The following is a 24,631-nucleotide window of genomic DNA, read 5'->3' on the forward strand; positions in this document are numbered from 1 at the left end:
TCACTTTCTGTTGGATTATTAACGATACTGCGGTAGCGTAAATGGCATGACACGCGGCAGACCGCGGGACACCGCGATCGAGGGCAAGGTGCTCGCGGCTGCGGCCGAGGAGCTCCGCCAGGGCGGGTACGACGGGCTGTCGATCGACCGGGTCGCCGAGCGGGCCGGGGTCGCGAAGACCACGCTGTACCGGCGCTGGGCCTCCAAGGCCGAGCTGGTGGTCGCGCTGATCGGCAACCTGCGCCAGGACGTCCCCTTCGAGCCGTCCGGCGATCCGCGCCGCGATCTGACCGAGCTCGTCACCGCCATCGCCGCCACGCTCACCGCGACGCCGACCACGCTGATCGCCGACCTGGCGGCCGCCGCTGCTCGCGAGCCGCGCGTCGGCGAGAGCGTCCGCGCGCTGTGGGCCGAGCGCCACCGAGCCGTGACCGCGGTGGTCGCTCATGCGCAGGAGGCCGGCCTGGTCCTCAGCCACGTCTCCCCCGCAGTACTGGTCGACCAGTTGGTCGGCCCGCTCTACTACCGGCTCCTGGTCACCGGCGAGCCGTTGTCCCCCGACTACGCGAGGACGCTCGTGCGCAGCGTTCTCGGTCCTGAGGAGTCCTGATGACCATCGCCACCAAGTCCCCCGTACGCCGTCGCCTGCTCACCGCACTCGGCGCTGTCGCCGTGCTCCTGATCGGGTACTGCGTCTACGCGATCGCCCACACCACCGTGCTGCGCACCGAGATCGAGGTGGACGCGTCGCCCGATCAGGTGTGGAAGGTGCTGGCCGACCGGGCGGCGTACCCGGAGTGGAATCCGTTCATCGTGTCGTCGACCGGCGAGTTGAAGACCGGCGCGGTGATCACCAACGTGCTGAGGGACACCAACGGGAAGCTGACCACCTTCACGCCTGAGCTGCTGGCGGTCGAGCCGGGCAAGGAGCTGCGGTGGATCGGGAGGATCTCGCCCGGGTTGGTGTTCGACGGTGAGCACTCGTTCCGGATCGAGGCGCTGGCCGGTGGGCGCTCGCGGTTGATCCAGGAGGAGAGGTTCAACGGTGTCGCGGTGCCGTTCACGGTGTCGATGCTGAACGAGACGATCAAGCCGCAGTTCGAGGCGATGAACCGCGCGCTCGCCGAGCGGGCCGCCGGATAGGGTGACCGGGTGGTCGAGCCGCAGCGGGTTGAACTGACGGAGCCTGAGACTTCGAAGGCGAGTCGGACGTACTGGGACTCGGCGGCTGAGGAGTATCTCGAGGAGCACGGCGAGTTCCTCGGGGACGACCGCTTCATCTGGTGCCCCGAGGGCATCGACGAAGCCGATGCCCAGCTGCTCGGCCCGGTGCGCGGCAAGCGGATTCTCGAGGTCGGCTGCGGCGCGGCTCAGTGTTCGCGCTGGCTGATCGGCCAGCAGGCGAAGTCAGTGGTTGCCTTCGACATCTCGGTCGAGCAGCTCAGGCTCGGCAAGCAGCTCGACCAGCGCACCGGCACCGCGGTACGGACGATCGCTGCCGATGCCGTCGCGATTCCGTTCCAGGACGGCGCTTTCGACATCGCCTGCTCGGCGTTCGGCGCGCTGCCGTTCGTCGCCGACGCGGAGGCCGCGCTGACCGAGATCGCCCGGACGCTCAAGCCGGGCGGACTGCTCGTCTTCTCCGTCACGCACCCGATCCGCTGGAGCATGCCGGACGACCCGTCCCCGGCCGGACTGAAGATCACCCAGTCGTACTTCGACCGCACCCCGTACGTCGAGGTCGATGCCCAGGGCACCGCGGTCTACGCCGAGCACCACCGCACCACCGGCGACTGGATCCGCGCCCTGACGAGCGCCGGGTTCGTCATCGACGACCTGCTCGAACCCGAGTGGCCGGCCGGCCACGATCAGGTCTGGGGCGGCTGGGGACCAGACCGCGGCCGGCTGATTCCCGGTACCGCGATCTGGTCGGCCCACAAGCGCTAGTCCGACTCTTCTTCCGACCTGGCCCGGGTCGCGGTGGCCGGCTGCCACACCTGGCGGAAGGCGACCAGACCCAGCAACAGCAGCCCGATGATCAGCGAGATCAGCGGCACCCAGAAGCCGATCAGGTGCAGCTGGCCGGCCTTCGCCTTGTAGCCGCCCTCTTCGACGCCGTCTTCCTTGGCGCCCTCGACGTTCTTCTTCACGGTCGCGTCGTTGTAGGCGATCGTCACCTCGGTGGCGGTCAGCCGCGGCTCGTCGTTGATCTCGAGCGCGGCGAGCTGCTTCTCCTCACCCTTGATGATCGCGCCGGTGACCGGCTCGATCCACAGCGTCCGGGTGTTCTGGTAGGTGCGGTCCACCGGCACGGCGGCCTGGGCCGGCTCGCCGACCAGCTTGCCCGGCAGCTCCAGCTGCTTGGCCTGCACCAGCTTCTGCTTCGGGATCACCTGCTCGAACTTGTAGACCTTCAGCCCGTACAGCTTGTCCTCGCCCTTGTACTGGATCGGGAACGCCTTGCGGGTGGTGGTGTCCCAGAACTTGTACTCCTTCTTCTCCGTCCCGAACGGGAACTTCAGCACCAGTCCCTCGTGCCCGCGGAAGAGGTCGGAGCCACCGTCCTTCAGGGTCAGCCGGTCGCTCTTGGCCAGCGTGGTGGAGATGTACTCACCCGTGTCGGGGTCGTCCCAGCGCACCGCCTCGCCGGTGTGGGCGTCCAGCACGACCCGCTCCTGGACGAAGCTCAGCGGCGCGTCGTCGGTGTTCGACGGGTCGTCGGGGAACGTGTAGTTCGGCCGATCGGCAGTCACCACCGCGGTGTCGAAGACGACCACCTTGCGGTTCAGCTTCTTGCTGATCTCCTCGGCCGCCGTCACGTCGCCGCGGACCGTGCGCTTTGCCTCGAGCGTCTGGTTTTCCTTCTTGGCCAGTTCCTTGGCGCTGAAGAAGGTCGCGTTCGGTCCCGCTGACACGGTGTGCGCGACCTGATCCGCAGGTGCCACCGCCAACGTCGGATACGCGTAGAACTTGGCCAATGCCGCGATCCCCACAAAGAAGATCCCGAGTGCGATCACCAGCACACGACTGCGATTCCCCACAACAACCCCTCCCGGTCTGTCCGCGGGACGCTACCAGCGAGTAGGTGCCTTGAACAGAGAGGAGTGGCGAGAAAATCCAGCAGTGGCCGAACTGTCATATAGTCCGGCCACATGAGCACGTTCTGGGGGGCGTCCGGGCAGCTGAGGCCTGCACCGGCAGAGACGGTACTACGGGTCGTGGTGGTGGCGATCGCGGCCGTCCAGTCCGTCGTGCTCGGCGTGCTGGCGCGACGCGGCTCCTGGCTCAGCGACGACCTCGAGTTCCTGGTCCAGGGCGGCAAGGGCTTCGCGCCGGGCGAGCTGCTCACCCCGGTCAACGACCACATCGCCCCCGGCCTGCGGTTCGTCTACGCGGTCTTCGCCCAACTGGCTCCGCTGAACTACGACCTGACCGTTGCCTGGCGCGTCCTGATGCAGGCTCTTGCGATCGCCCTGCTGGGCTTCCTGCTGATTCGCCTGCTGGGCAGCAGTTGGTGGGTGGTGACCGGCACGGTGCTCTACGCCCTCACCCCGCTCAGCATGCCGTCGTTCATGTCGCTGTCGAGCGCGGTCAACAACCTTCCCGCTCATGTCTTCGGCCTGCTGGTCCTGCACGCCGTCCTCGACTGGTACGCCGGCAACCGCCGCCGAGCGGTTGCCTACGGCCCCCTCGCGCTGCTGATCTCGTTGACCTGCTGGGAGAAGTCGGGTCTGATCATGGCGACCGCGATCGCCCTGGCCCTCTACCTGCGCAAGGTCCCGCTGCGTGAGTGGCTGCGGCAGAGCTGGCCGCTCGGCGCGGCGTTCGCAGTACCGGTCGTTGCCTTTGGCGTGCTCTATCTGACCAACGGGAACCCTTCGAACGGCAAGCTGCCCGGCCTCGGCGATCTGGCCGACCTGGCTTGGCGTTCGTTCGCAGTACCGGTTGGGGCGCTGGCCGGTGGGCCCTGGCGGTGGACTCCGGTCGCCGTGCCGTTCGGGTTGACCGATGCCCCCGCTGCGGCTGTCGCGGTCGGGCTGGTCGCACTGGCCGTCCTGCTCGCCATCGCATGGCGGATCGACCGGCGAGCCCTGCTGCTGTGGGGATCCCTGCTCGTCTATGTACTGACAACCTGGCTGCTGGTGGCGTACGGGCGGTTCGAATCGTTCGGCGCGGTCTTCGTCCTGCACTACCACTACTGGTCGGACATCTCGATCCCGTTGACCCTCGCCGTCGTGCTGACCTTGCGGTCGTTCAGACCACGACTGAAGCCGGCCCCTGTGGCCGCCGCCGTTGCCTGCTGCCTGGTCGCGTGGACCGCTGGGATCGTCGTCTCGGACACCGGCTTCGCCCGGCTCTGGGGCCAGAACCCCGCCACCGCGTACTTCGCCAACCTCACCGCCGATCTCAAGGCAGCCGGCCCCTCGGTGAACCTGTGGGACGTCTCGATGCCCGCGACGATCTCCACCATCCTCGCCGAGGACAGCCGAGTCTCCCCCGTACTACGAACCGCCGGCATCCCCTTCCGCCTGCAAGGCCCCGGCAACCCCTACACTGTCTCCGACTCCGGCCACCTCCAGCCGGCCGAGCTGGTCGTCTGGGCCAAGACGAACACCCCGGGCAACTGCAAGACCAAGCTGCAGGGCACCACACCGCTGACGCAGCCACTCCAGGCCCTTCAGCAGTACGACGAATCCCGCTGGTTCGCCAAGTTGCCCTACAGCTCCCAGCGCGAGGTCCGCGTCGTGGTCGAGCTGATCGATGCCGACGGCAAGGTGGTGGCGATGCCGACACCGGCCGAGCCCTGGCCGAGCAGCACCCTGGCCAACCTGTACTTCGGGCCGTCCGCGCCGATCCGGGCGACCGCCGTCCGGCTGCGCACGCTGGACCCGGCGGCTACCGTCTGCCTGGGTGATTTCGAGCTCGGCCTACTCAAGGGGACTTGATGAGACGGATGAGGTTCCCGGCCCTCGACGGGCTGCGCGCGATCGGCGCTCTCGCCGTGCTGACGACCCACGTCGGCTTCCAGAGCGGTGACGCGCTGAACGGCCCGTTCGCGGGGTTGCTGTCCCGGATGGACATCGGCGTCGCGATCTTCTTCGCGATCTCCGGCTTCCTGCTCTACCGGCCGCACGCCGTTGCCTGGTTCGAGGAGACCGACCCGCCGCTGTTGCTGCCCTACCTGCGGAACCGGGCGCTGCGCATCCTGCCTGCGCTCTGGGTCGCCGTAGTACTCGCTGCTGTCCTGGTGCCCAACGGTGAAGCCGTCAGCTGGGTGCACTACCTCCACCACGCCACCTTCACCCAGATCTACGTCGCAGGGCCTACGGTGCTCGGCCTGACCCAGCTGTGGAGCCTCGCGACCGAGGTGGCGTTCTACCTGCTGCTGCCGTTCCTCGCGAAGCTGCTGACCAGCTACGAGCGGCCGACCAGGCGCGGCGTGCGTTGGCGGCTGGCAGTGCTGTTCGGCTTCACGCTGCTCGGCCCGATCTGGATGGGCTCCGTCACTGCGACCGAGCAAGCCCGAGCCGGGCTCTGGCTGCCGGGCTACATCGGCTGGTTCGCGGTCGGCATGGGCCTCGCGCTGTGGCAGGTTGCCCGGGCCAGCGGCCGGCTCGGCCCGTCAATCCTGGACACCCTCACCAAGATCCCCGGCACCGTCTGGGGAATCGCGATCGCGCTGTTCCTGCTCGCGGCCAGCCCGATCGCCGGCCCGTACAACCTGAACCTGCCGACTGTCGGCCAGGCGGTCCTGAAGAACCTGCTCTACACCGGGATCGCCGCCTGTGTGGTGTTCCCGGCGATCACGCCGACCCGGCGTACGGTCGCGATCCTGGGCGGCAAGGTCGGTCACTTCGCCGGCGACATCTCGTACGGCGTCTTCGTCTACCACCTGATCGTGCTGAGCCTGGTCCAGCACCTGTTCGGCCAGACCCTGTTCGGCGGCCGTTTCGCGGTGCTGTTCTGGCCGACCCTGGCCGCGTCGATCGCGGTGGCCGCGGCCAGCTACTACGGGATGGAGCGCCCGATCATGCGCCGGGGACGGCGGGACCGCAGCTACGACGTCTCGGGCGTCGGCCGGGACAGCAGCGCCAACGCGCAGCCGAAGAGGATCGACGACTGGACCAAGCCGGAGGTCAGGCCGGCTCCCCCGGCCGGCCAGGGCTGAACCGCAGCCACCAGCGATCCGAGCAGGACCACACCGACCACGACTGCGATCAGTTCCAGCCTGCGCCCGTCCAGGAACCAGGCCAGCACGGCCGCGACCAGGGTGGCGGCCAGCCCGATCCAGCCGGCCATGAAGGTGCCTGCGGCAACCGCGAGGACAGAGGCGATCCACGGCCCCACCCGGCGGGCCTCGCGAAGCCGGTGCGCGGTACTCCGTGATCGGCGGCGCGAGAAGATCGCCAGACCGGCCACACCCAGGAAGGTGACCAGCCCGACCAGCAGGCCGGCCCGGTAGTCCCGGTCGGGAGTGAAGCGCGCGGTGACCACCTGTTCGGGTCCGGCGGGCAGGATCCAGCCCTGCTGCCAGCCGCCGATCCGCAGTGGGGCCAGCTTGCGGCCGCTGCTGTCGTAGGCCTCCCAGCCCGGGCTGAAGTTCTGTCCGACCGTCAGCACCGACTGCTCGTCCGCCTGCGGGACCTCCAGCGTCATCGAGGCCGGCGTACCGCGCCAGACGTCCACGCTCTTCACCGGCGAGACGGCAGTGGCGGCGAAACCTGGCCGGGTCAGCCTGAGCTCGACCGGGACGAAGTCGGGGCTGGCCAGGACATCCACCGTGTGCCGGCCGAGTGGAAGCCGGAGGGTGCTCTGCTGGCACAGGGAGAAGGTGACCGGCCGCCGCTGCAGGATGTCGCGGACGGTACCGGTGAGGCGGGTCGGCAGGTCCACGCCGTCGACCCGGACCGATGGGCCGAAGCCGCACTGCGATCCGGTCACGGCGTTCAGGTCGACCGCCTTGCGTAGCTCGTCGATGCCGAGCACCCGCAGTTCGGAGACTCCGACCGGGAGGTGCCGGCCCAGTCCGCTCGCCGAGTCCACGTCGACGGACCGGTCGTCGCCGGTGAAGCTCAACTCGATCCGCTTCAGCACGGTGGTGCCGGCCGGGAAGGTGACAAAGCCTTCCGCATCGACCTTGTAGACCGCACTCGGTCCGCCGTCGAGGCGGACGGACACCGCGGTCGCCCGGGACGCGGCCAGATACGGGTCGTTGAGGAACTGGAACCCGGCGACCGGCTTTTTCCTTGCCCCTGGCAACCTCAAGAACAGCTTCGGCGCGAGGTCGTTCGGACCAGCCACCCAGCCGGTGCCGAGGTCACGGTCGACCACCGCACCCGGCCTGCCCTCCGCCGCGGTGACCGCACGGGACGACGCCGTCGCACGGATCGGAGCCGGTCGGTCCAGCAGGCGTTCCAGCGCGTCGCCGTCCTTCGGCAACGCTGTCCCCAGCAGCCGGTACGTCGAAGTCTGAGGCACGTCGACACTGCGCAACAGGCCCGTTGCCTCTTCGGAGTCACGCGCGTCGCCCTCCCGGCACAGCGGCCGGGTCCCTGCGTGCAGACAGCCTGAGCGGCCGGCCTGCTGGTTGCGGAACACCAATGCGTCGGGTTGACGGTCGAGCCCGGACGGGATGAGCAGCCTGCTCGCCGGGATCACCCCGGGCAGCGTGACCTCGGAGATCGAGACGCCGTTGGGGCTCTGTCCGTCGGTCACTCCGACGATGAGCCGCAACCGCTGGGTCGTCCCCGCCGGTGCCGGGATGCGCTGCGGCTTGTCCGTGTCCTGCACGACCGAGGTGAGCGAGCCGTGGTCGGTGTCGACCTTCAGCGTGCGGATCGCCTTGCTGGTCGGGGCCGCCAGGGAGAACTGCACCTGAAGGTTGTCGACGGCCTGCTCCCCCGCGAAAGACAGCTCGAGCCACTCGCCGCTGCTACGACCGAAGTTGCCCGAGACCCAGCGGGTCATCGGATCACCGTCGACGGCCGCCGACGGCCCGTTGCCGGGCCCGAGCCGCAGCGTCGCATTCGCGTCCGCTGCTGACGAGGAAGCCCGTACGTCGGTGACGCCGCCTGCCCATGACCTAGTCGTCAGCGCAGCCGCCGGGTCGACCACGTAGTCCAGCGTGCGCCGCTCCTGCCGACCTAGGTCGTCGGCGGTCAAGACAGGTGACACGTTGTCTGCTGGTCTGCCGACAGCCACCTCTCGACGCTGCATGCCGTCCGTCTGGACCAACTGGAGCTTGCCGAGGCCCTTGGCGTCAGTACTGGTCACTGCTTCCCTGGAACCACCCAGTGCACTCAGTACCGCCGGCACGTCTTCTGGTGCGCCGCGGACCTCTACCAACTGCGACTGCGGGATCAGCCGGGCCGGGCTCACCTCGCCGACGTCGAAGATCTCCACACTGGGGTAGGGCAGCCGGGTGTGCTCGTCCAGCGTCAGGCCGGTCCGCTCGATGGTGCTGCCGGTCGGCGGGCCGAAGAACGCGACTCGCTTCAGACCGGACTCGTCCAGGCTTTCGTGGACAGCCATCGTCGGGCTCACCTGGGCGTCGACGCGCAGGTCGTTACGGACGACGACGTACTTCACGCCTGCCCGGGCCAACGCTTCCTGCAGCGTCTTGCCGCCGACCCCAGAGCCCAGTTGACGCTCGACCTCGTCCAGCCAGCGCGTAGTACCGGCAGAGCCCAGCGGTACTGCGTCGCGAACCGCCATCGGCCGCTTGAGCAACGACTGGAACGGCTCGTCCTTGGTGGAGCCCCAGGTGAAGTCCGCGAACGACGCGGCCGGTACGACGAGCACGCTGCCCTTGGTCGGCTGGTCGTCCAGCCAGGTCGCCGCCTCGCGCCAGTGCGCAGGAATCGCCTCGTAGGCCTCCGGCCGTGGCAGCTGGGCGAAGAGTGCGGGCGTTGCGACCGAGACGACCAGGAAAGCCGCCACCAGCGGCACGATTCGGCGGTGGACGCCACGGGCCGTCGCCCAGGCCGTCACGCGGGTCAGGGCGTGCGCTGCGGCCAACGCGAGCGGCAGGCGAACCACTAGCTCGAACTTGTGGGTGTTGCGGATCGCGGCCAGCGGTCCGTCGAGCAACTCCTGCAGCTGCGAGGCTAGCGGCGTACCGGCTGTGCCTACGTGGCCAAGGGTCACCAGCAGCAGGCCGACGACCAGGGACAGCTGCAGGAAGCCGCGGTGCTTGAGAGTGCCCATCGCCAGGCCCACGAGGCCCAGCAGTGCGATGGCGGCCGACGTGAGGATCAGGGCCGGCTGGGTGACGTAGAGCCAACCGGCCGGCCAGGTCGGGCCGTCTCCGGCCGCCAGGAAGTTCAGCCACTGCGACGTGCCGCGGAAGGACTCGAAGACGCTGGCCTTGCTGGTCGTGATCGCGGCGTTCTCGATCCAGTCCAGGAAGGGCGGGCTGTAGCGGCCCAGCATCACCAGTGGGACCAGCCACCAGAAGGAGACCGCCACCACGCAGCCGAACCAGCCCGCTGCAACCTTCAGTGTCGACTTGTCCAGCCGCCGGGTGAGCAGCCACAACGCAGGCAGCACGAGCGTCGCGCCGGTCGCCACCGCGTTGACTCCCCCGACCAGCCCGAAGGCCACCGCCGACCAGCCGACCCGCCACCAGCCGGAGCGAGCCTTCGGCGTCACCAGCGGCAGCAAGACCCAGGGGGCCATCGCGAGCGGCCACACCTCGATGGAAGTGATCGCCACCTCGCCCAGCATCCGGGGACTCAACGCGTAGAACAGGGCGACCACGAACCGCGCCCACGGAGCGCCGTACCCGAGGGCGCCGCAGAGCTTCCAGACGCCCAGGAAGGCCACGCACATCACCAGTGACCACCACAGTCGCTGGGTGATCCAGCCCGGCACCGACAACGCGTCCAGCAGCCAGTGGAACGGGCCCATCGGCAGCAGGTAGCCGTACGCCTGGTTCTGCAGCTGCCCGAAGGCGCCCTGCGGGTCCCAGAGGTGCAGCGAGCGGGCCAGGAAGGCACCCGGTGCCGCCGTGAGGTCGAGCTTGGTGTCGGGGACGATCTTGCCCGGCGCCTGGTGGAAGGACAGGGCGATCAGGACCAGGCAGCCCAGCAACAACCGGGTCCGCCAGATCACTTTCTCTCGGCTGGGAGCCTTCATCGGCGCCGGAGCACCACGGTGAGGTTCCAGGTCGCGAACTCCCGCACTCCCGGCACCGCCAGTACGCCGTACGCCCAGCGCGGGTGGTAGCGCGGGAAGGCCGCCACCAGCTCGGCGTCGGCACACGACCGGGCCCAGCGCAGCCCGCCGGTCACGGTGATCGGGAAGAGCGACTCACCGAACTTGTTCTTCGGCGGCTTGCCCTGCTTGCGCTCATACCGCCGCGCGGCCCGGTGCCCGCCGAGGAAGTGCCAGGGCGCGGTCTCGTGACCGCCGTGCAGCCCCCACCAGCCGGTGTAGGACAGGAAGATCGTGCCGCCCGGCTTGGTGACGCGAACCATCTCGTCGGCCATCCGCCACGGCTCGGGCACGTGTTCGAGGACGTTCGAGGAGAAGCAGACGTCGATCTGTCCGTCGGCGATCGGCAGCTCCATCCCGCTGGCCAGCACGGTGCCGGGCATCGGCTCACCGCGGCCGCTGAGCTCGCCCAGGTCGGAGTCGATCGCGTAGTAGGTCGCGCCCGCGCCGCGGAAGGCGTCGGCGAAGTACCCGGGGCCGCCGCCGACATCGAGCATCCGCGCGCCGCGCAGGTCGACGTACGACGAGAGCTGGCCGACCGAGTCGGCGGCGAGCGTCCCGTAGAAGTGATCAGGGTCCGTCTGCTCGACTCCGAACGCTCGTAACAGCCGCACAGCGCGGCCGAGATCGGCCGTCCAGCCGACGGTGGTCACAGGGCTCGGAATCGCTTCGGACACAGGCCGGACCCTAACTGATTTCACGACCTCTGGCGGACATCGTTACTCCCTGGTAACCTCGCGGCCTGATCCCCGGGGGCGGACTGAGTGAGGGTGGGGCCGAAGTAGTGCGCGAGCAGACCGTGCTGTTGCTGAACTGGCGGGACACCACGAACCCCGAGGGCGGGGGTTCGGAACGCTGCGTCGAGGAGGTCGCGAGAGGCCTTGCTGCGATGGGCTGGTCCGTCACCATGCTCTGCGCCGCCTACCCGGGCAGTCCGCGGGAGGCGCGCCGCCACGACGTCCGGTACCTGTACCGCGGCAGCAAGGTGACCGTGTACCTCCGCGGCCTGCTCTACACGCTGCTGCACCGCCCCGCTCACGTCATCGACGTGCAGAACGGCCTGCCATTCTTTACCCGCCTCGTACGTCGTACCGGCGTCGTCGTGCTCGTGCACCACGTGCACCAGGAGCAGTGGCAGGTCGTGTACCCGGGCTGGAAGGGGCGACTCGGCTGGTGGCTGGAGTCCAGGGTCGCGCCGCGGCTCTACCGCGACTGCCGCTACGTGACGGTGTCGTCGGCCTCCCGCGACGAGCTGGTGGCGCTGGGGATCGAGCAGGCCCGCATCGACGTGATCCACAACGGCACCGACCCCGCGCCGCCTCGCCAGCTGCCGCAAGCCGCTGCGCCGACCGTGGTCTGCGTCGGGCGGATCGTGCCGCACAAGCAGGTCGAGCACGCCGTCGACGCCATCGCCGAAGCCAGGAAGGTGCTGCCGGACGCACGGCTGCTCGTGGTCGGCTCCGGCTGGTGGGAGGACGACCTCCGCGAGTACGTCGTCTCGCGCGGTCTGCAGGACGCCGTGGAGTTCCGGGGGCACGTGAGCGAGGCCGACAAGCACGCGGCGTACGACGAAGCCTGGGTGCTCGCCCTGCCGAGTCTCAAGGAGGGCTGGGGTCTGGTGGTCGGCGAGGCGGCAGCGCACGGCGTACCGACTGTCGCCTACAACAGCGCGGGTGGACCGACCGAGTCGGTGCAGCACGACGCCACGGGGATCCTGGTGGACACCGAGGCCGAGTTCAGCACCGCGATCCTGTCGCTCCTGCAGGACGAGGCCGAGCGGCGCCGGCTGTCCGCGGGCGCGCTCACCTCGGCCGGCAACTTCACCTGGGGCGCCACCGTCCGCGGCTTCGACAACGTCCTGCAGGGCCAGGTCGTGGCAGCAGAAAAGCCGGCCAGCGTTCGACGCTGACCGGCTTCCTGGAGATCTAGCGGGTCACTTGCTCCCGTAGTCGACGATCGGGACGTCCACCTGGCCCTTGCTGGTCTGGCCAGCGGGTGCCTTCGGGCTGTCCTGCACCGTCTGCACAACCCCGACGACAGCGGCGGTCGAAACGGCCAAACCGGCGATAACAGCCAGTACGGCACCGATCAGAGTTCCCATGAAGCGTGTCCCCTCCTAGACAAGTAAACCGGATGGTAACAACCGGCCAGTAACTTCACCAGAGCTTGAGGCGGCCTGATCTGCGGCGGCCGACTGCACCCGCCGCAGCGGCCACCAACACCAGACCTGCAAGCAGCCAGGCGGTAAGAACCAGCACAACCGCCCAGCGGCGGCCGTCCTGCTGGTCAGGTGTGCCGGGGAGACGATAGACGGTCACGGTGGGGCCGGTGAACACCTCGGCCAGCTGCGGGGTGAAGTCACGCGGTGGGGGACCGCCGGCCTCCCGGTCGACGACCAGCCAGCCGACTCCCTGCTGCTTCAGCACCTCGGTCGGGTCCGTCCCGTCGCGGACGGCGGAGCGCAGCGCCGTCGCCACCGCGGTCGCCCGCGGGTCCTCCCCTGCCAGCCGATGGCCGTCGACGATCAACTCGTCGGGGACGATCGACGGCTTGGTGAAGTACCGCGGCATCGGGTCGAGCACCGGTCGCCGGCCGTTCCAGCCCGGTGCCCGATACGACTCGAACGGCCACGGGATGAACGCCCCCGGCCGATCGTCGGCTGCCAGCACGCGCCGGGCTTCGGCCCAGTCGGCCGGGTACTGCGCCGGCTTGAGCCCGTCGCCGCCTATCAGCGAAGGGAGAGCGGCGATGGGAATCAGTACTGCGGTAACGCCGACCACCCACTTGAGCCGCGCGACGCGCAGTACTGCGGCCAGGGCGACACCGAAGCCGACCGACTCCAGCAGCACCAACGGGCCGAGGTACCGCTGTCCGTCGCGGAACAGCCCGGCCCCGGGCACCTCCCGCACCGCCCAGCTCAACACACCGGGTGCAACAACCCCCACCATCCCGATGACCACCGCTATCACCGCGGCGACCACTAAGGCGAGTGCCAACCGGTCCGAACGCCACCAGATCACCACACCGACCACTGCTGTCATTAGCAGCAGGAACCCGAGCACCACCGGCACCAGGTCACCGCGACCGGCCGGAACCACGTCTGCGTTCCAGACACCGCCCAGGGTGAGCAGAGTGGGCAAGGTGCCGCCGTAGCCCTCGTCCCGCGCAGCAAAGGCTGCGACCGCCGCAGGGTCAGAGGTAGCGGCCGTCGTGCGCGCAAGGCCAGCGATGAGCCAAGGCGCATTCAGCAGCAGCGCGCCAACGAACACCAGCCGCGCCGGCTTCCGCTCCCCCGGCCAGAACAGAATCGCGCCTGCCACCAGCAAACCTGTGGGGCCACCCGACGCCGTCAGCGCGCAGCCCGCGGCAGCGAGCAGGAAGCCCTGCCAGCCCTCGCCACGTCTCACCTTCAACGCACCCCGCACCAGCCACGGCAGAGCGGCATACCCGAGCAGTAGTGCCCAGGCGCCCAGGTGGAGGCGCTCGGCCACGAACGGGTTCCACACGTAGAGCGTGGCGGCTGCAGCGCCGGCCAGCGGGCCGCCGAGCTTCAGATACCGCCAGAGTGCCGTCATCCCCAGCCCGCTCAGCAGCGGGATCGCGACGACCACCAGCTTGTTCAGCACCTGACCGCCGACCACCTCGTCCACGACGGCGACCAGCACGTCCGACGGCACCGCACGCGGTAAGGCGGTTGTGACACCGAACAGGTCAAGCCGTAGCGTGAGGTCCGGCACGAACACCATGTCGTAGCCGAGGACGTACCCGGGAGCGAGCAGCGGCGTGGTGATCAGCACGGTCAGCAGTACCGGCCAGGCCCACGGCAGCAGCCGGGCCAGCCGGGTGTATCCCCCCTCCACGCCTACCTCCTCGCAGTACTCTTCAGCGCAACCTACCCGCCAGCCAGCAGAACAGAAGCCGCATGACCTCTGAGATGACGCCCGACCAGCAGCCCGCCGCGCCGAAGCTCGGCTTCCTGCGCAGCGCCACCGTGGTGGCGGTCGGCATGGCCATCATGAACGTAGCGGCCTACGGTTTCACCTTGTTTGCGGTGCACCGGCTGATCCCGGAGCAGTTCAGCGCCGTCATCGCCCTGCTCGGCCTGCTGCTGATCGGCAATGTGGTCCCGCTGGGACTGCAGGCGTCCGGCGCCCGCCGGATCGCCACCCACGTCGGCCCCGGCCGGGCGGCGATCGCCGACTCGCTGCTCCAGGCGGGCCGTCGCTCTGCCCTAGGCCTGACCGCGGTAGCCCTGCTGGCCACTCCGCTGCTCGTCTGGCTGCTGCACATCGACTCAGTGATCGCCGTACTGCTGCTGGCGCCCACACTCGGCAGCCTGACCCTGATGGGCTCGCAGCTCGGCGTACTGCAAGGCAGTGAGCGCTGGACCGAGCTAGCCGGCATGTACATGGCGGTCGGCGTCGGACGATTCGCCTTCGGCGCCGGCGCGCTGGTGATCCACCCGAGCCTCACCTCCGCGATGATCGGCCTGGCGATCGGCGCCGTAGTACCGCCGCTGGTCGGCACCGTCCTGCTCCGGGGCTCCACCGGCGGCACCCCGGAACAGGTCAAGGAAGCACTCCGCGAAACAGTGCACGGCACGCACGCCCTGCTGGCCTTCTTCGCGATCGCCAACGCCGACGCGCTGCTCGCCCGGGCCCTGATGGACGGCGAGCACAGTGGGTACTACGCGGCCGGCGTGATCGTGGCGAAGGCGTGCCTGTTCCTGCCGCAGTTCGTGATCGTGATCGTCTTCCCGTCGCTGGCCAACTCCCCCGGCGACACCCTGCGCCTGCGCCGCTCGATCCAGGCGGTCGCCGCGCTCGGGGTCTGCTGCGTGCTGGGCGCCCTGCTGCTGCCGGACCTCGTCGTGACAGTTGCCGGCGGCAAGGACAAGTACCCGGAGCTGGGCGAGTTCGCCTGGATCTTCGCGCTGGCCGGCTCGGCGTACGCCGTACTGCAGCTGGTCGTGTACGCCGCGATCGCGCAGCAGGAGAAGCGCGCCGCACTGGTGATCTGGATCGGCCTGGCCACCCTCGCGGTCGCCGCCCTGATCGTGCTGGGAGCCGACCTGGCCACCGGCTTCGCTGCCATCAAGGTGCTCGCGGCAATGACTGCGGTGTGCGCCCTCGCGTTGTCGGCCGCACTGGCGACGGGACTGCATCGCCAGACGGCCGACAGCGAGTAGGCCTCACCAGAGGCTGGACTTGGCGAACTTGCGGGCCAGCGAGTTCGCCACCACCAGCAGCACCAGACCGATCACCGACCGGAACAGGCCGATCGCCGACGCGTAGCTGAACTGCGGCACCTGGGACGCGAAGCCGAGCTTGTAGACGTAGGTGTCGATCACCTCCGAGGTCTGCAGGTTCAGCGTGTTCTGCAGCAGCAGCACTTTCTCGAACCCGACCGACATGATCGAGCCGATGTTGAGGATCAGCAGGATCACCGCGACCGGGCGGATCGCCGGCAGGTCGATGTGCCAGACCCGGCGCAGCCTGGACGCGCCGTCGACGATCGCCGCCTCGTGCAGCTCGGGCGAGACGCTGGTCAGCGCGGCCAGGTAGATGATCGCCGAGAAGCCCATCGTCTGCCACGCGCCGGACCAGACGTAGAGGTGCCGGAAGTAGTCCGGGTTGCTCAGCACGTCGATCGGCCCGATCCCGAACTGGCCGAGCAGCTGGTTCAGCACGCCGCTGTTCGGGTCGACGATCACCACGATCAGGCCGACCACCACCACGGTCGAGATGAAGTGCGGCGCGTAGGTGATCAGCTGGACCGACCGCCGGTACCAGCGCCGCCGGGCCATGTTCAGCCCGAGCGCCAGCAGGATCGGCAGCCAGAAGGTCGCGACCAGCTCGTACAGGTGCAGGATCAGCGTGTTCTTGATCAGCCGCCAGAACTGGTACGACTCGACGAACCTCTCGAAGTGCTTGAAGCCCACCCAGCGGCTGCCCAGGATGCCGTCCACGACGTTGTAGTCCTTGAAGGCGATGATCGCGCCGTACATCGGCCAGTAGGCGAAGATCGCCAGCCAGACCAGCGGCACCGCCAGCATCGCGTAGAGCTGCCAGTTGCGGCGCATCCGCGGCCAGAGGCCGAGACCGTGTTTCTTCGGCTGGTCACCGGCTTGCGCGGCCGGAGTACGGCGTACCAGAGTGTCCGTGGCCATGGCGTCAGCCCTTCAACGAGCCGACCATGGCCCCCTTGACGAAGTGCTTCTGCACAAAGGGGTAGACCAGCAGGGGTGGGATGGTGGCGATCACGATCAGTGAGAACTTCAGTTGCTCCTGCAGCTCCTTCATCCGGATCAGCTCGGCGGTGTCGCGGACCTGGGACGGGTCGAAGTTGTTCTGGATCAGGATCTGCCGCAGCACCAGCTGGAGCGGGAACAGGTGCTCGTTGGTCAGGAAGATCAGCGCGTTGAACCAGGAGTTCCACTGCGCGACCGCGTAGAAGAGCAGGTTCACCGCGATGATCGGCTTGCTCAGCGGCAGCACGATCCGCCAGAAGAAGCCGAAGTCGGTGCAGCCGTCCACCTTGGCCGCCTCGACCAGCTCCTCGGGAATGGTCGACTGGAAGTAGGTCCGGGTGATGATCATGTTCCAGACCGCCAGCGCGGCCGGCAGGATGATCGCCCACCGGGTGTTCAGCAGCCCGACCCGGTCGATCACCAGGTAGGTCGGGATCAGGCCGCCGTTGAACATCATCGTGAAGACGAACAACGCCATGATGAAACCCTTGCCCGGCAGGCCTTTGCGGGACAGCGGGTAGGCCGCGAACAGGGTCAGCACGGTCGCGATCAAGGCGCCGCCGACCGCGTAGACGACCGAGTTGCTGAAGCCGCTGACGATCGAGTCGTAGTCGAAGACGGCCTTGAACGACTCGGTGCTGAAGCCGACCGGCCAGAGCCAGACCTTGCCGGAGACAACGTTCTTCGGGTCGCTCAGGGAGGCGCTGACGACGTACACCAGCGGATAGATCACGGCCAGCGTGAACAGGCCGAGCGCCGTGTAGTTGCAGGCCATCACGATCCGGTCGGACCGGGTCTCGCTGACGGACGCCGGCGCGTCGGCGGGCGCTTCGGTTGCGGTGGCCATCGCCGTCACCCCTGGTAGATCTCGTAGGCGGCCTGCTGGATGTCCAGGTACGGCCGGAGCCCGATCTTGCCGATCCGGTCGGTGTAGTCGCGCCACTGCCGGTCGTCGGACGGATCGAGCTTGCCGGTGACGAACTTGGCCAGCGAGCTGGTCACCTCGCCCTTGAGGTTCAGGCCGATCTCCGCGTCCTGCGCCGCCTGGTCGGCTTCCAGGGTGACCGGCGGGAACTGCAACTCCTGGGGCTGCTTGTACGGGAAGAGCTCGTCCCGCGTCTGGGTGTAGAGCGGCGACTCGAAGGTCGCCTTCTGCGGGTTCACCCGCTCGGCCAGACGGAAATCGCCGGAGCGGTACATCACGCCGTACTGGTCCCAGGTGGTGCCCTTGGTGGCGTCCGAGTTCCAGGTGGCGTCGAAGCCGAAGACCGACTGCTTGCCGTTGATGCCCTTGTCGCCCTTGACCGACCAGCGGAAGTCGGGGCCGGCGTACGAGCGCAGTACGGCCTCGAGGTCCATCTGGAAGTCGGCCCAGCGGACCAGCAGGTCAGGCCGCTTGCACTTGCGGGTGATCACCAGGGTGGAGACCTCGAGGCCGACCTTGAGGTAGTCCCAGGCGGCGTACCGGGTGCCGTTCGGGCCCTCGAGCGGCGGGACGGTCTCGTACTGGCGCCAGCGCGCGTTCGGGTCGGTTTGGTCGATGGTGAGGAACGAACCCCAGTAGAAGGCTCGCGCTCCGCCGATCACCGGGGCGCCGGGACTGTTGCCGTACCGGTTCATCTGGTCCTGGTCGGCGGTGAAGACGTCCTTGTTCAGCAGGCCGTCGGCGTACAGGCCGCGCAGGTACTTCAGCGCCTCGCGCCACTCGTCCTTGACGTAGTTGGCCTCGACCTTGCCGTCGTTGACCACCAGCCAGGGGTCGCCGGGGTTGTAGAGGAAGGCGTTCATGAAATAGGTGTCCAGCGCCGCGTCCTTGAAGCCGGCGAACGGGATCGTCTTGCCGCGACCGCCGAGCTCGGCCTTCTTGAAGGCGGTCAGCACCTCGCGGAACTCGTCGGTCGTGGTCGGCATCGCCAGCCCGACCTTGCGGAGCCAGTCGGTGTTGAGGAAGGTGCGGCCGTTGGAGGCGCGGCAGTGATAGCAGTCGTTGATGTCGGGGAAGCTGTAGATGCTCTTGTCCGGGGACACCATCAGCTTGCGCGCGTCGGGGTAGTCCTTCATCGCCGACCGGAGGTTGGGCGCGTACTTGTCCAGGTAGGGATTCAGGTCCACGAACAGGTTCTGCGCGCCGTACAGGTAGAGCTGGGAGCGGGTGAAGGTGATGCCGAGGAAGGCGTCCGGGATGTCACCGGCCGCCATCATCGCGTTGACCTTCGTCATCGTCTCCGGGTCGTCGCCCTTGCCGGCCACCTGGCGGAACTCGATCCGGATGCCGGTCCGCTGTTGCAGCCAGCTGGTGAAGGCGTTCTTGGACCAGTCGCCGACCGTGAGGTTCTGCGGGACGACCAGGCTGAAGGTGACCGGCTCGGTCACGATCACGCGCTGCTCGCGGGCCACCGGGCCGACGTACCCGGGTGGGTAGGTGATGCCGGTCTTCTTGGCGCCGAGCTCGGCGGCCGGCGCGCTGAGGCTGTCTGGACTCGCGCCTACCGCCGCCTCGCTCGAACTGCAGCCGCTCAAGAGACCGCCGGCACCCGCCGCGGCGGTGATTCCCAGCGCTCCCGCGACAAAAGAGCGCCGGCGTACTCCGTCCTGCTGAGCCTGATCTTCTGTCATCCCGCCTCCTGATGCAGATGATGAGATATCCGATAGGATCTCGGATTCTTGTGAGCAGACTGGCACAGAACGTTTAACCAGGGAAGGGGGTAACGCTTTCCAAGCCCGGCTCCAGGCGGTGAATTCACCCCTGGCTGGCTAGGCTCGCCGCTATGACGACGCCGAAATTCATCCTTGAACTCCGCGAGAAGATCGGCCACGATCTGCTCTGGCTGACCGGGATCGCCGGGGTGGTGCTCGACGACCAGGAGCAGATCCTGCTGGTCCGGCGGTCCGACACCGGGCGCTGGTCGGTACCGGCCGGCATCCTCGAGCCCGGCGAGCAGCCGGCGATCGGACTGCTGCGCGAACTCCAGGAGGAGACCGGCGTCGAGGCGGAGATCGTCCGCCTGCTCAGCGTCGAATCACTGCCGCCGAACGCCTATCCGAACGGCGACCAGGTCCAGTTCCTCGACCTCTCGTTCCTCTGCCGTCCGCTGCGCGGCGAGGCGCGAGTCAACGACGACGAGAACCTGGAGGTCGCCTGGTTCCCTCTGTCCGACCTGCCACCGCTCCCCGACTACAGCCTCACCGTGATCGCTCACGCGTTGGCGCCCACCGACCAGCCACTCTTCGCCCGCTAGCGTCGCAGCTCCACCTGGAGCTCACGAGACCACCGCTCACCGGTGGTCGGCTCCTTCGCCATCCCCGCCGCCAGCTGCCGACGTACTTCGGCTGATCTCCCCCGCTCGACCAGCAGCGCGGCTTCGGCCAGCGCGTACCGCGTCCCGCGATCCCGCCGCGGTACGCCGACCTTCGGATCACTCCACCTGGTACGCCGGAACGACACCGCGGTCTTGGCTTGGTGGTTGCCGAAATAGCTCCAGACCCGGCCGTCCAGCGACACATTGCGGATCGACGACGCGGGCAACTCCGCTGTCCAGTCCGCGTGCTGCTGCCAGCGCCACGCCTTCGGACTGGTCTTGTCCCGCCAGGTGATCCCGACGAACCGCAGTTGCCGCCGGATCACGTCCCATTGCGCGCGGTCCTCGTCGATCCAGTCGCGCAGCAGCTCGTAGAGGTTTTCGAAGGTGGATCCCTGGTAGACCAGGTCGACGAAGACCGTCGGACGGCCCCGCATCAGATCCGCCGGGGTCAGCCCGGCCGCAGTGAGGTTTGTCCGCAGCTGGGCCGTCTCGGCGGGGGTGAGTCCTTGGCCGTCCAGTCCGTATAAGGACAGCGGCAAGGGGTGCAGGCGGTCCTGCCAGGTGGTGTCGACGAGGGCGCCACTCAACAAGTCGAACAAGCTGTCCACCGAGCGTCCGACGAAGTACAGGTCACCGCCGGCGGACTGGGCGAGAACACGCCCCGCACAGGCGACCAGCTCGTCGACGTACCCGAGACTCACCTCGGGTACGTCGTCGAGCAAGGAGCCGAGCTGGTCCGGCCGGACCAGATCCCACCGGAACGGCCGGTTCGGCTCCCCGGACAGCAGCTCTGGCTCGTCGCCGGACATCAGCTCAGCTCGCAATACGGCCCGCCGTCGCCACGAGGCTCGGGCTCGGGCTCGGGCTCGGGCTCGGGCTCGGGCTCGGGCTCGGGCTCGTCGGACATCAGCTCAGTCGGCGGCCGGGGACTAGTGCGCGGCCTCGTGCCAGGTGCGGCCCACGCCGACCGAGACGTCCAGCGGGACCGCCATCTCGACGGCCGCGCCCATGTCGCGGCGGACCAGCTCCTCCAGCGCCTCGCGCTCACCCGGGGCGATCTCGAAGACCAGTTCGTCGTGGACCTGGAGCAGCATCCGCGACTTCAGCCCGGACGCCTTCAGCGCCGCGTCGACCTTCAGCATCGCCATCTTGATCACGTCCGCCGCCGACCCCTGGATCGGCGCGTTCAGCGCCATCCGCTCGGCCATCTCGCGCCGTTGCCGGTTGTCACTGGTCAGGTCGGGCAGGTAGCGCCGACGCCCGAGGATCGTCTCGGTGTACCCGCTCTTGCCCGCCTCGAGCACGATGCTGCGCAGGTAGTCACGGACGCCGCCGAAGCGCTCGAAGTACTCGTCCATCAAGCCCTTCGCCTCATCCACGCCGATCTTCAGCTGCTGACTCAACCCGTACGCCGACAGGCCGTACGCCAGGCCGTAGTTCATCGCCTTGATCTTGGCGCGCATCTCCTGCGTCACCGCGCCGGGCTCCACCGAGAAGACCCGCGCGGCGGTCACCGAGTGGAAGTCCTCACCGGAGTTGAAGGCGTCGATCAGCCCTTGGTCCTCCGACACGTGCGCCATGATCCGCATCTCGATCTGGCTGTAGTCGGCCGACATCAGCGCCTCGAAGCCCTCGCCGACCACGAACGCCTCGCGGATCCGGCGGCCTTCCTCGGTCCGGATCGGGATGTTCTGCAGGTTCGGGTCGGTGGAGCTCAGCCGCCCGGTCGCCGCGATCGTCTGGTTGAACGTGGTGTGGATCCGCGCGTCGGACGGGCTGATCGTCTTCAGCAGCCCCTCGACCGTCTGCCGCAGCCGGGTCGCGTCCCGGTGTGCCAGCAGGTAGGCCAGGAACGGGTGCTCGGTCTTCTCGAACAACGACTGCAGCGAGTCCGCGTCGGTGGTGTAGCCGGTCTTGGTGCGCTTGGTCTTCGGCATCTGCAGCTCGTCGAACAGCACCACCTGCAGCTGCTTCGGCGAGCCGAGGTTGATCTCCTTGCCGATCACCTCGTACGCCGCTGTCGCGGCCTCCCGGACACCGGTGGCGAAACGCGCCTCCAGCTCCTCCAGATACGGCCGGTCGACCGAGATGCCGTCCCGCTCGAGCGCCGCGATCACGTCGATCAGCGGCAGCTCGACATCGGCGAGCAGAGCAGTACCGGCCTGCTTCTCCAGCTCGGCGTCGAGCGTGTCGGCCAGATCGGCGATCGCCCGCGCACGCAGCATCGTCGCGTCCGCCGCCGGGCCGCCCTCGATGTCGTCGAAGCTCAGCTGGCCGTTGTCGACCTCTTCGGTGCGCAGCTCACGCTTCAGGTAACGCACCGTCAGGTCGGCGAGATCGTAGGACCGCTGGTCCGGGCGAGCCAGGTAGGCGCTGAGCTGGGTGTCGGAGGTCAGTCCGCCGAGCGTCCAGCCGCGCTCCAGGAACCCGAGCAGCGGGCCCTTCGCGTCGTGCAGCGCCTTCGGCTGGTCCTTGTCGGCGAGCCAGGCCTGCCACGCCGAGTCGTCATCCGGAGTCAGCGTGCCCGGGTCGAACCAGGCCGCCGCACCCGTGGACGTCGCCAGCGCGAGACCGGTGATCTCACCGGTCCCCCGCCCCCAACTCCCCTGTACTGCGACGCCGGTGCGCGCGCCGGTGGAGACGTGCTCCTTGATCCAGGCTCCGACCTCACCGGGCTTGAGCTGGGTGCCCTCGAGGTCGAAGCCTTCCTCGATCGTCTCCTCGACCTGCTCGTGCTCGGCGACCAGCCGCTCGCGCAGTACCCGGAACTCCAGGCTGTCGAACAGGGTGTGCACCTTGTCCCGGTCCCACGGATGCCGGACCAGATCGTCGACCGAGACGTCCAGGGTCAGGTCGCGGACCAGCTCGTTGATCTGCCGATTCCGGATCACGTCGGACAGGTGCTCGCGCAGCGATTCGCCGGCCTTGCCCTTGATCTCGTTCACCCGGTCGATCACGTCGTTCAGCGAACCGAACTGGTTCAGCCACTTCGCCGCGGTCTTGTCGCCGACCCCGGGCACGCCGGGCAGGTTGTCGCTCTTCTCCCCCACCAGCGCCGCCAGGTCGGGGTACATCCGCGGCGGGATCCCGTACTTCGCCTCGACCGCGGCCGCGTCCATCCGGGCGATCTCGGAGACGCCGCGTTTCGGGTACAGCACGGTGATGTTGTCGTTGATCAGCTGGAACGAGTCGCGGTCGCCGGAGCTGATCAGCACCTCGAAGCCCTGCTCGTCGGCCTGGGTCGCGAGGGTGGCGATGACGTCGTCGGCCTCCCACCCGTCGATCTCGGTGGTCGGCACCCGGAGCGCCTCCAGCACCTCCTTGACCAGCGAGACCTGCCCCTTGAACTCGTCCGGCGACTTCGACCGGCCGGCCTTGTACTCCGTGTACTGCTCGGCGCGGAAGGTCTTGCGGGACACGTCGAAGGCGACGCAGATGTGCGTCGGCTGCTCGTCGCGCAGCATGTTGATCAGCATGGAGGTGAACCCGTACACCGCGTTGGTGTGCTGACCTGTGGTGGTGGAGAAGTTCTCCACCGGCAGCGCGTAGAACGCCCGGTACGCGAGCGAGTGCCCGTCCAGCAGCAGGAGCCGCGGTCGCGCGGTGGAGCCCTCCACCGTCACACCCGGTTCCTTGGTCATCGTCGAAGAGTCTGTTTCAGGAGCCACGGAAAGACTCTAGTGGACCCCGCCGACAGTTTTCGCATGCGCACGCTGGGGCTCACGTAGCCTGCTGCCATGAGTGACGACAAGAGCGCGGCCGACCTGCCGTCGGGGATGCAGACCACGGGAACGCTGCTCGATCTGATGGGCATCGTGATCACCGAGGCGACCCCCGAGCGGGTGGTCGCGACTATGCCGGTGAAGGGCAACACCCAGCCGTACGGGTTGCTGCACGGCGGCGCGTCCTGCGTGCTGGCCGAGAGCATCGGCTCGATCGGCTCCGCGCTGCACGCCGCGGCGTTCGGGAGGGTGGCGGTCGGCGTCGACATCAACGCGACCCATCACCGGGCCGTCCGCGAAGGAGTGGTCACCGGCGTCGCCACCCCGATCTACCTCGGCCGGACCACCACGTCGTACGAGATCGTCATCACCGACGAGCGGGACAAGCGGGTCTGCACCGCGCGGATCACTTGCCAGCTGATTCAGGCGCCGCCGGGAGCCTGAGCTCGCCGAGGTCGTCGCCGTACTCCGCGTCGTCGTGACCCTCGGTCAACGGCGCGCGGGCGAGCTGGGCGCGGCGGGCCATCACCGACCGCCGGGACGACAGCAAGGCCAGCAGGTTCGGCGCGTGCTCGGCCGCGAGCCGGCGCCGAACGACGTGGGTGCTGGCGAACCGCAGTACGCCGGCCTGGCCCAGCCCCAGCCGGGCCAGGAACCTGTTCGCCTCGCGGGCGACCGGTGGCGCGACGACGGCGAGGTGCGGGCAGTTCTCGTGCTCAGCCCAGGCGGCGGCCTCGGCGATCAGCGCCTTGCCCAGGCCGTGGCGGCGCGCGTGGTCGCTGACGTGCAAGTACTCGACGGTGACGGTGACCTCGTCGTGCAGCGGGCTGATCGCGGCCTGGCGCAGATAGGCCATCCCACCGACTTCACCGTCGATCTCGCCGACAACCAGTCGACCTGCCGGGTCCACCGCGTGCCTGGCCACGGAGGCCTGCGCGGACTCCACGGACGGCGCCGCCAGCAACCTGGCCTGGTGGCCGGCCCCGACCGCCATCTCACGCCACAGCGTGACCAATGCGCCCGCGTCGTCGGGGCGGGCGTCGCGCACCTCGATGGCTGGTGCCACGTGGCCCTCCTAGATTTCTGATCCACCCCCGAGGTGAACAGATCTGAGCCGATACGCTCATCCCCCGCGCAACAGT

Annotated in this window: 20 protein-coding genes; 9 read left to right on the forward strand and 11 right to left on the reverse strand. The window is 68.6% G+C overall.

The genetic code is table 11. The features are described 5' to 3' along the window. The first annotated feature begins 46 nt into the window (after positions 1–46). Genes AB0P21_RS04270 through AB0P21_RS04280 form a run of 3 tightly spaced genes read left to right on the forward strand, consistent with a single transcriptional unit; the run spans position 47 to position 1,947 of the window. On the forward strand, positions 47–610 hold the full coding sequence (locus tag AB0P21_RS04270; protein WP_363693619.1) for a TetR/AcrR family transcriptional regulator: 564 nt from the start codon (positions 47–49) through the stop codon (positions 608–610). Then, on the forward strand, positions 610–1,143 hold the full coding sequence (locus AB0P21_RS04275) for an SRPBCC domain-containing protein (protein ID WP_363693620.1): 534 nt from the start codon (positions 610–612) through the stop codon (positions 1,141–1,143). Before AB0P21_RS04270 ends, AB0P21_RS04275 begins: the two co-directional genes overlap by 1 nt. Positions 1,144–1,152: 9 nt before the next feature. Next, positions 1,153–1,947, forward strand: coding sequence for a class I SAM-dependent methyltransferase (locus tag AB0P21_RS04280; protein WP_363693621.1), 795 nt, complete (start codon positions 1,153–1,155; stop codon positions 1,945–1,947). Here the strand turns inward: AB0P21_RS04280 and AB0P21_RS04285 are convergent. Next, positions 1,944–3,041: a DUF3068 domain-containing protein gene (locus tag AB0P21_RS04285; protein WP_363693622.1), complete on the reverse strand. Its 1,098-nt coding sequence runs from the start codon at positions 3,039–3,041 to the stop codon at positions 1,944–1,946. The two genes, AB0P21_RS04280 and AB0P21_RS04285, sit on opposite strands and share 4 nt — an antisense overlap. A 111-nt stretch (positions 3,042–3,152) precedes the next feature. On the opposite strand from AB0P21_RS04285, the gene AB0P21_RS04290 reads away from it, so the two are divergent. Together AB0P21_RS04290 and AB0P21_RS04295 are read left to right on the forward strand one after the other, a co-directional pair. Next, positions 3,153–4,946 carry a hypothetical protein gene (locus AB0P21_RS04290; RefSeq protein WP_363693623.1) on the forward strand — a complete coding sequence of 598 codons (1,794 nt, stop codon included), beginning with the start codon at positions 3,153–3,155 and terminating at the stop codon, positions 4,944–4,946. Then, the gene (locus AB0P21_RS04295; RefSeq protein WP_363693624.1) at positions 4,946–6,169 is read left to right on the forward strand and encodes an acyltransferase; all 1,224 of its coding nucleotides are present in this window, start codon (positions 4,946–4,948) and stop codon (positions 6,167–6,169) included. Before AB0P21_RS04290 ends, AB0P21_RS04295 begins: the two co-directional genes overlap by 1 nt. On the opposite strand, the gene AB0P21_RS04300 is transcribed toward AB0P21_RS04295, so the two are convergent. Both AB0P21_RS04300 and AB0P21_RS04305 read right to left on the reverse strand, forming a co-directional pair. Continuing rightward, complete coding sequence (locus AB0P21_RS04300) at positions 6,058–10,137, reverse strand: DUF3367 domain-containing protein (protein WP_363693625.1); 4,080 nt, start codon at positions 10,135–10,137, stop codon at positions 6,058–6,060. The two genes, AB0P21_RS04295 and AB0P21_RS04300, sit on opposite strands and share 112 nt — an antisense overlap. Then, positions 10,134–10,892 (reverse strand): class I SAM-dependent methyltransferase, encoded by a 759-nt coding sequence (locus AB0P21_RS04305; RefSeq protein ID WP_363693626.1) that lies wholly within the window; start codon positions 10,890–10,892, stop codon positions 10,134–10,136. The genes AB0P21_RS04300 and AB0P21_RS04305 overlap by 4 nt, the downstream gene beginning before the upstream one ends. Positions 10,893–10,999: 107 nt before the next feature. Between AB0P21_RS04305 and AB0P21_RS04310 the strand changes: the two genes are divergently transcribed. Next, a complete protein-coding gene (locus tag AB0P21_RS04310) occupies positions 11,000–12,124 on the forward strand; it encodes a glycosyltransferase family 4 protein (protein WP_363693627.1) in 1,125 nt (374 codons plus the stop codon). Positions 12,125–12,148: 24 nt separating this feature from the next. Here AB0P21_RS04310 and AB0P21_RS04315 read toward each other — a convergent pair whose 3' ends face one another. Together AB0P21_RS04315 and AB0P21_RS04320 are read right to left on the reverse strand one after the other, a co-directional pair. Continuing rightward, complete coding sequence (locus AB0P21_RS04315) at positions 12,149–12,316, reverse strand: DUF2613 family protein (protein ID WP_363693628.1); 168 nt, start codon at positions 12,314–12,316, stop codon at positions 12,149–12,151. Between the two features lie 55 nt (positions 12,317–12,371). Then, a complete protein-coding gene (locus AB0P21_RS04320) occupies positions 12,372–14,075 on the reverse strand; it encodes a hypothetical protein (protein WP_363693629.1) in 1,704 nt (567 codons plus the stop codon). 62 nt (positions 14,076–14,137) lie between these two features. On the opposite strand from AB0P21_RS04320, the gene AB0P21_RS04325 reads away from it, so the two are divergent. Continuing rightward, a complete protein-coding gene (locus AB0P21_RS04325) occupies positions 14,138–15,403 on the forward strand; it encodes a polysaccharide biosynthesis protein (protein ID WP_363693630.1) in 1,266 nt (421 codons plus the stop codon). Positions 15,404–15,406: 3 nt separating this feature from the next. Here the strand turns inward: AB0P21_RS04325 and AB0P21_RS04330 are convergent, their stop codons facing one another. The 3 genes from AB0P21_RS04330 to AB0P21_RS04340 are packed head-to-tail and all read right to left on the reverse strand — an operon-like array spanning position 15,407 to position 19,081. Continuing rightward, on the reverse strand, positions 15,407–16,384 hold the full coding sequence (locus AB0P21_RS04330; RefSeq protein ID WP_363693631.1) for an ABC transporter permease subunit: 978 nt from the start codon (positions 16,382–16,384) through the stop codon (positions 15,407–15,409). A gap of 4 nt (positions 16,385–16,388) precedes the next feature. Beyond that, on the reverse strand, positions 16,389–17,312 hold the full coding sequence (locus tag AB0P21_RS04335) for a carbohydrate ABC transporter permease (RefSeq protein ID WP_363693632.1): 924 nt from the start codon (positions 17,310–17,312) through the stop codon (positions 16,389–16,391). Positions 17,313–17,317: 5 nt separating this feature from the next. Next, positions 17,318–19,081 carry an extracellular solute-binding protein gene (locus tag AB0P21_RS04340; protein ID WP_363693633.1) on the reverse strand — a complete coding sequence of 588 codons (1,764 nt, stop codon included), beginning with the start codon at positions 19,079–19,081 and terminating at the stop codon, positions 17,318–17,320. 152 nt (positions 19,082–19,233) lie between these two features. On the opposite strand from AB0P21_RS04340, the gene AB0P21_RS04345 reads away from it, so the two are divergent. Beyond that, a complete protein-coding gene (locus AB0P21_RS04345; protein ID WP_363693634.1) occupies positions 19,234–19,704 on the forward strand; it encodes an NUDIX domain-containing protein in 471 nt (156 codons plus the stop codon). Here AB0P21_RS04345 and AB0P21_RS04350 read toward each other — a convergent pair. Together AB0P21_RS04350 and polA are read right to left on the reverse strand one after the other, a co-directional pair. Then, complete coding sequence (locus AB0P21_RS04350) at positions 19,701–20,576, reverse strand: hypothetical protein (RefSeq protein ID WP_363693635.1); 876 nt, start codon at positions 20,574–20,576, stop codon at positions 19,701–19,703. The two genes, AB0P21_RS04345 and AB0P21_RS04350, sit on opposite strands and share 4 nt — an antisense overlap. Positions 20,577–20,696: 120 nt before the next feature. After that, positions 20,697–23,408 carry a DNA polymerase I gene (polA, locus tag AB0P21_RS04355; RefSeq protein ID WP_363693636.1) on the reverse strand — a complete coding sequence of 904 codons (2,712 nt, stop codon included), beginning with the start codon at positions 23,406–23,408 and terminating at the stop codon, positions 20,697–20,699. A gap of 96 nt (positions 23,409–23,504) precedes the next feature. Here polA and AB0P21_RS04360 point away from each other — a divergent pair, with 96 nt between their 5' ends. Beyond that, positions 23,505–23,933: a hotdog fold thioesterase gene (locus tag AB0P21_RS04360; RefSeq protein WP_363693637.1), complete on the forward strand. Its 429-nt coding sequence runs from the start codon at positions 23,505–23,507 to the stop codon at positions 23,931–23,933. Here AB0P21_RS04360 and AB0P21_RS04365 read toward each other — a convergent pair. After that, positions 23,896–24,555 carry a GNAT family N-acetyltransferase gene (locus AB0P21_RS04365; protein WP_363693638.1) on the reverse strand — a complete coding sequence of 220 codons (660 nt, stop codon included), beginning with the start codon at positions 24,553–24,555 and terminating at the stop codon, positions 23,896–23,898. The two genes, AB0P21_RS04360 and AB0P21_RS04365, sit on opposite strands and share 38 nt — an antisense overlap. Positions 24,556–24,631: the final 76 nt, after the last annotated feature.

The organism is Kribbella sp. NPDC056861 (genome assembly GCF_040687575.1).
GTDB lineage: Bacteria > Actinomycetota > Actinomycetes > Propionibacteriales > Kribbellaceae > Kribbella.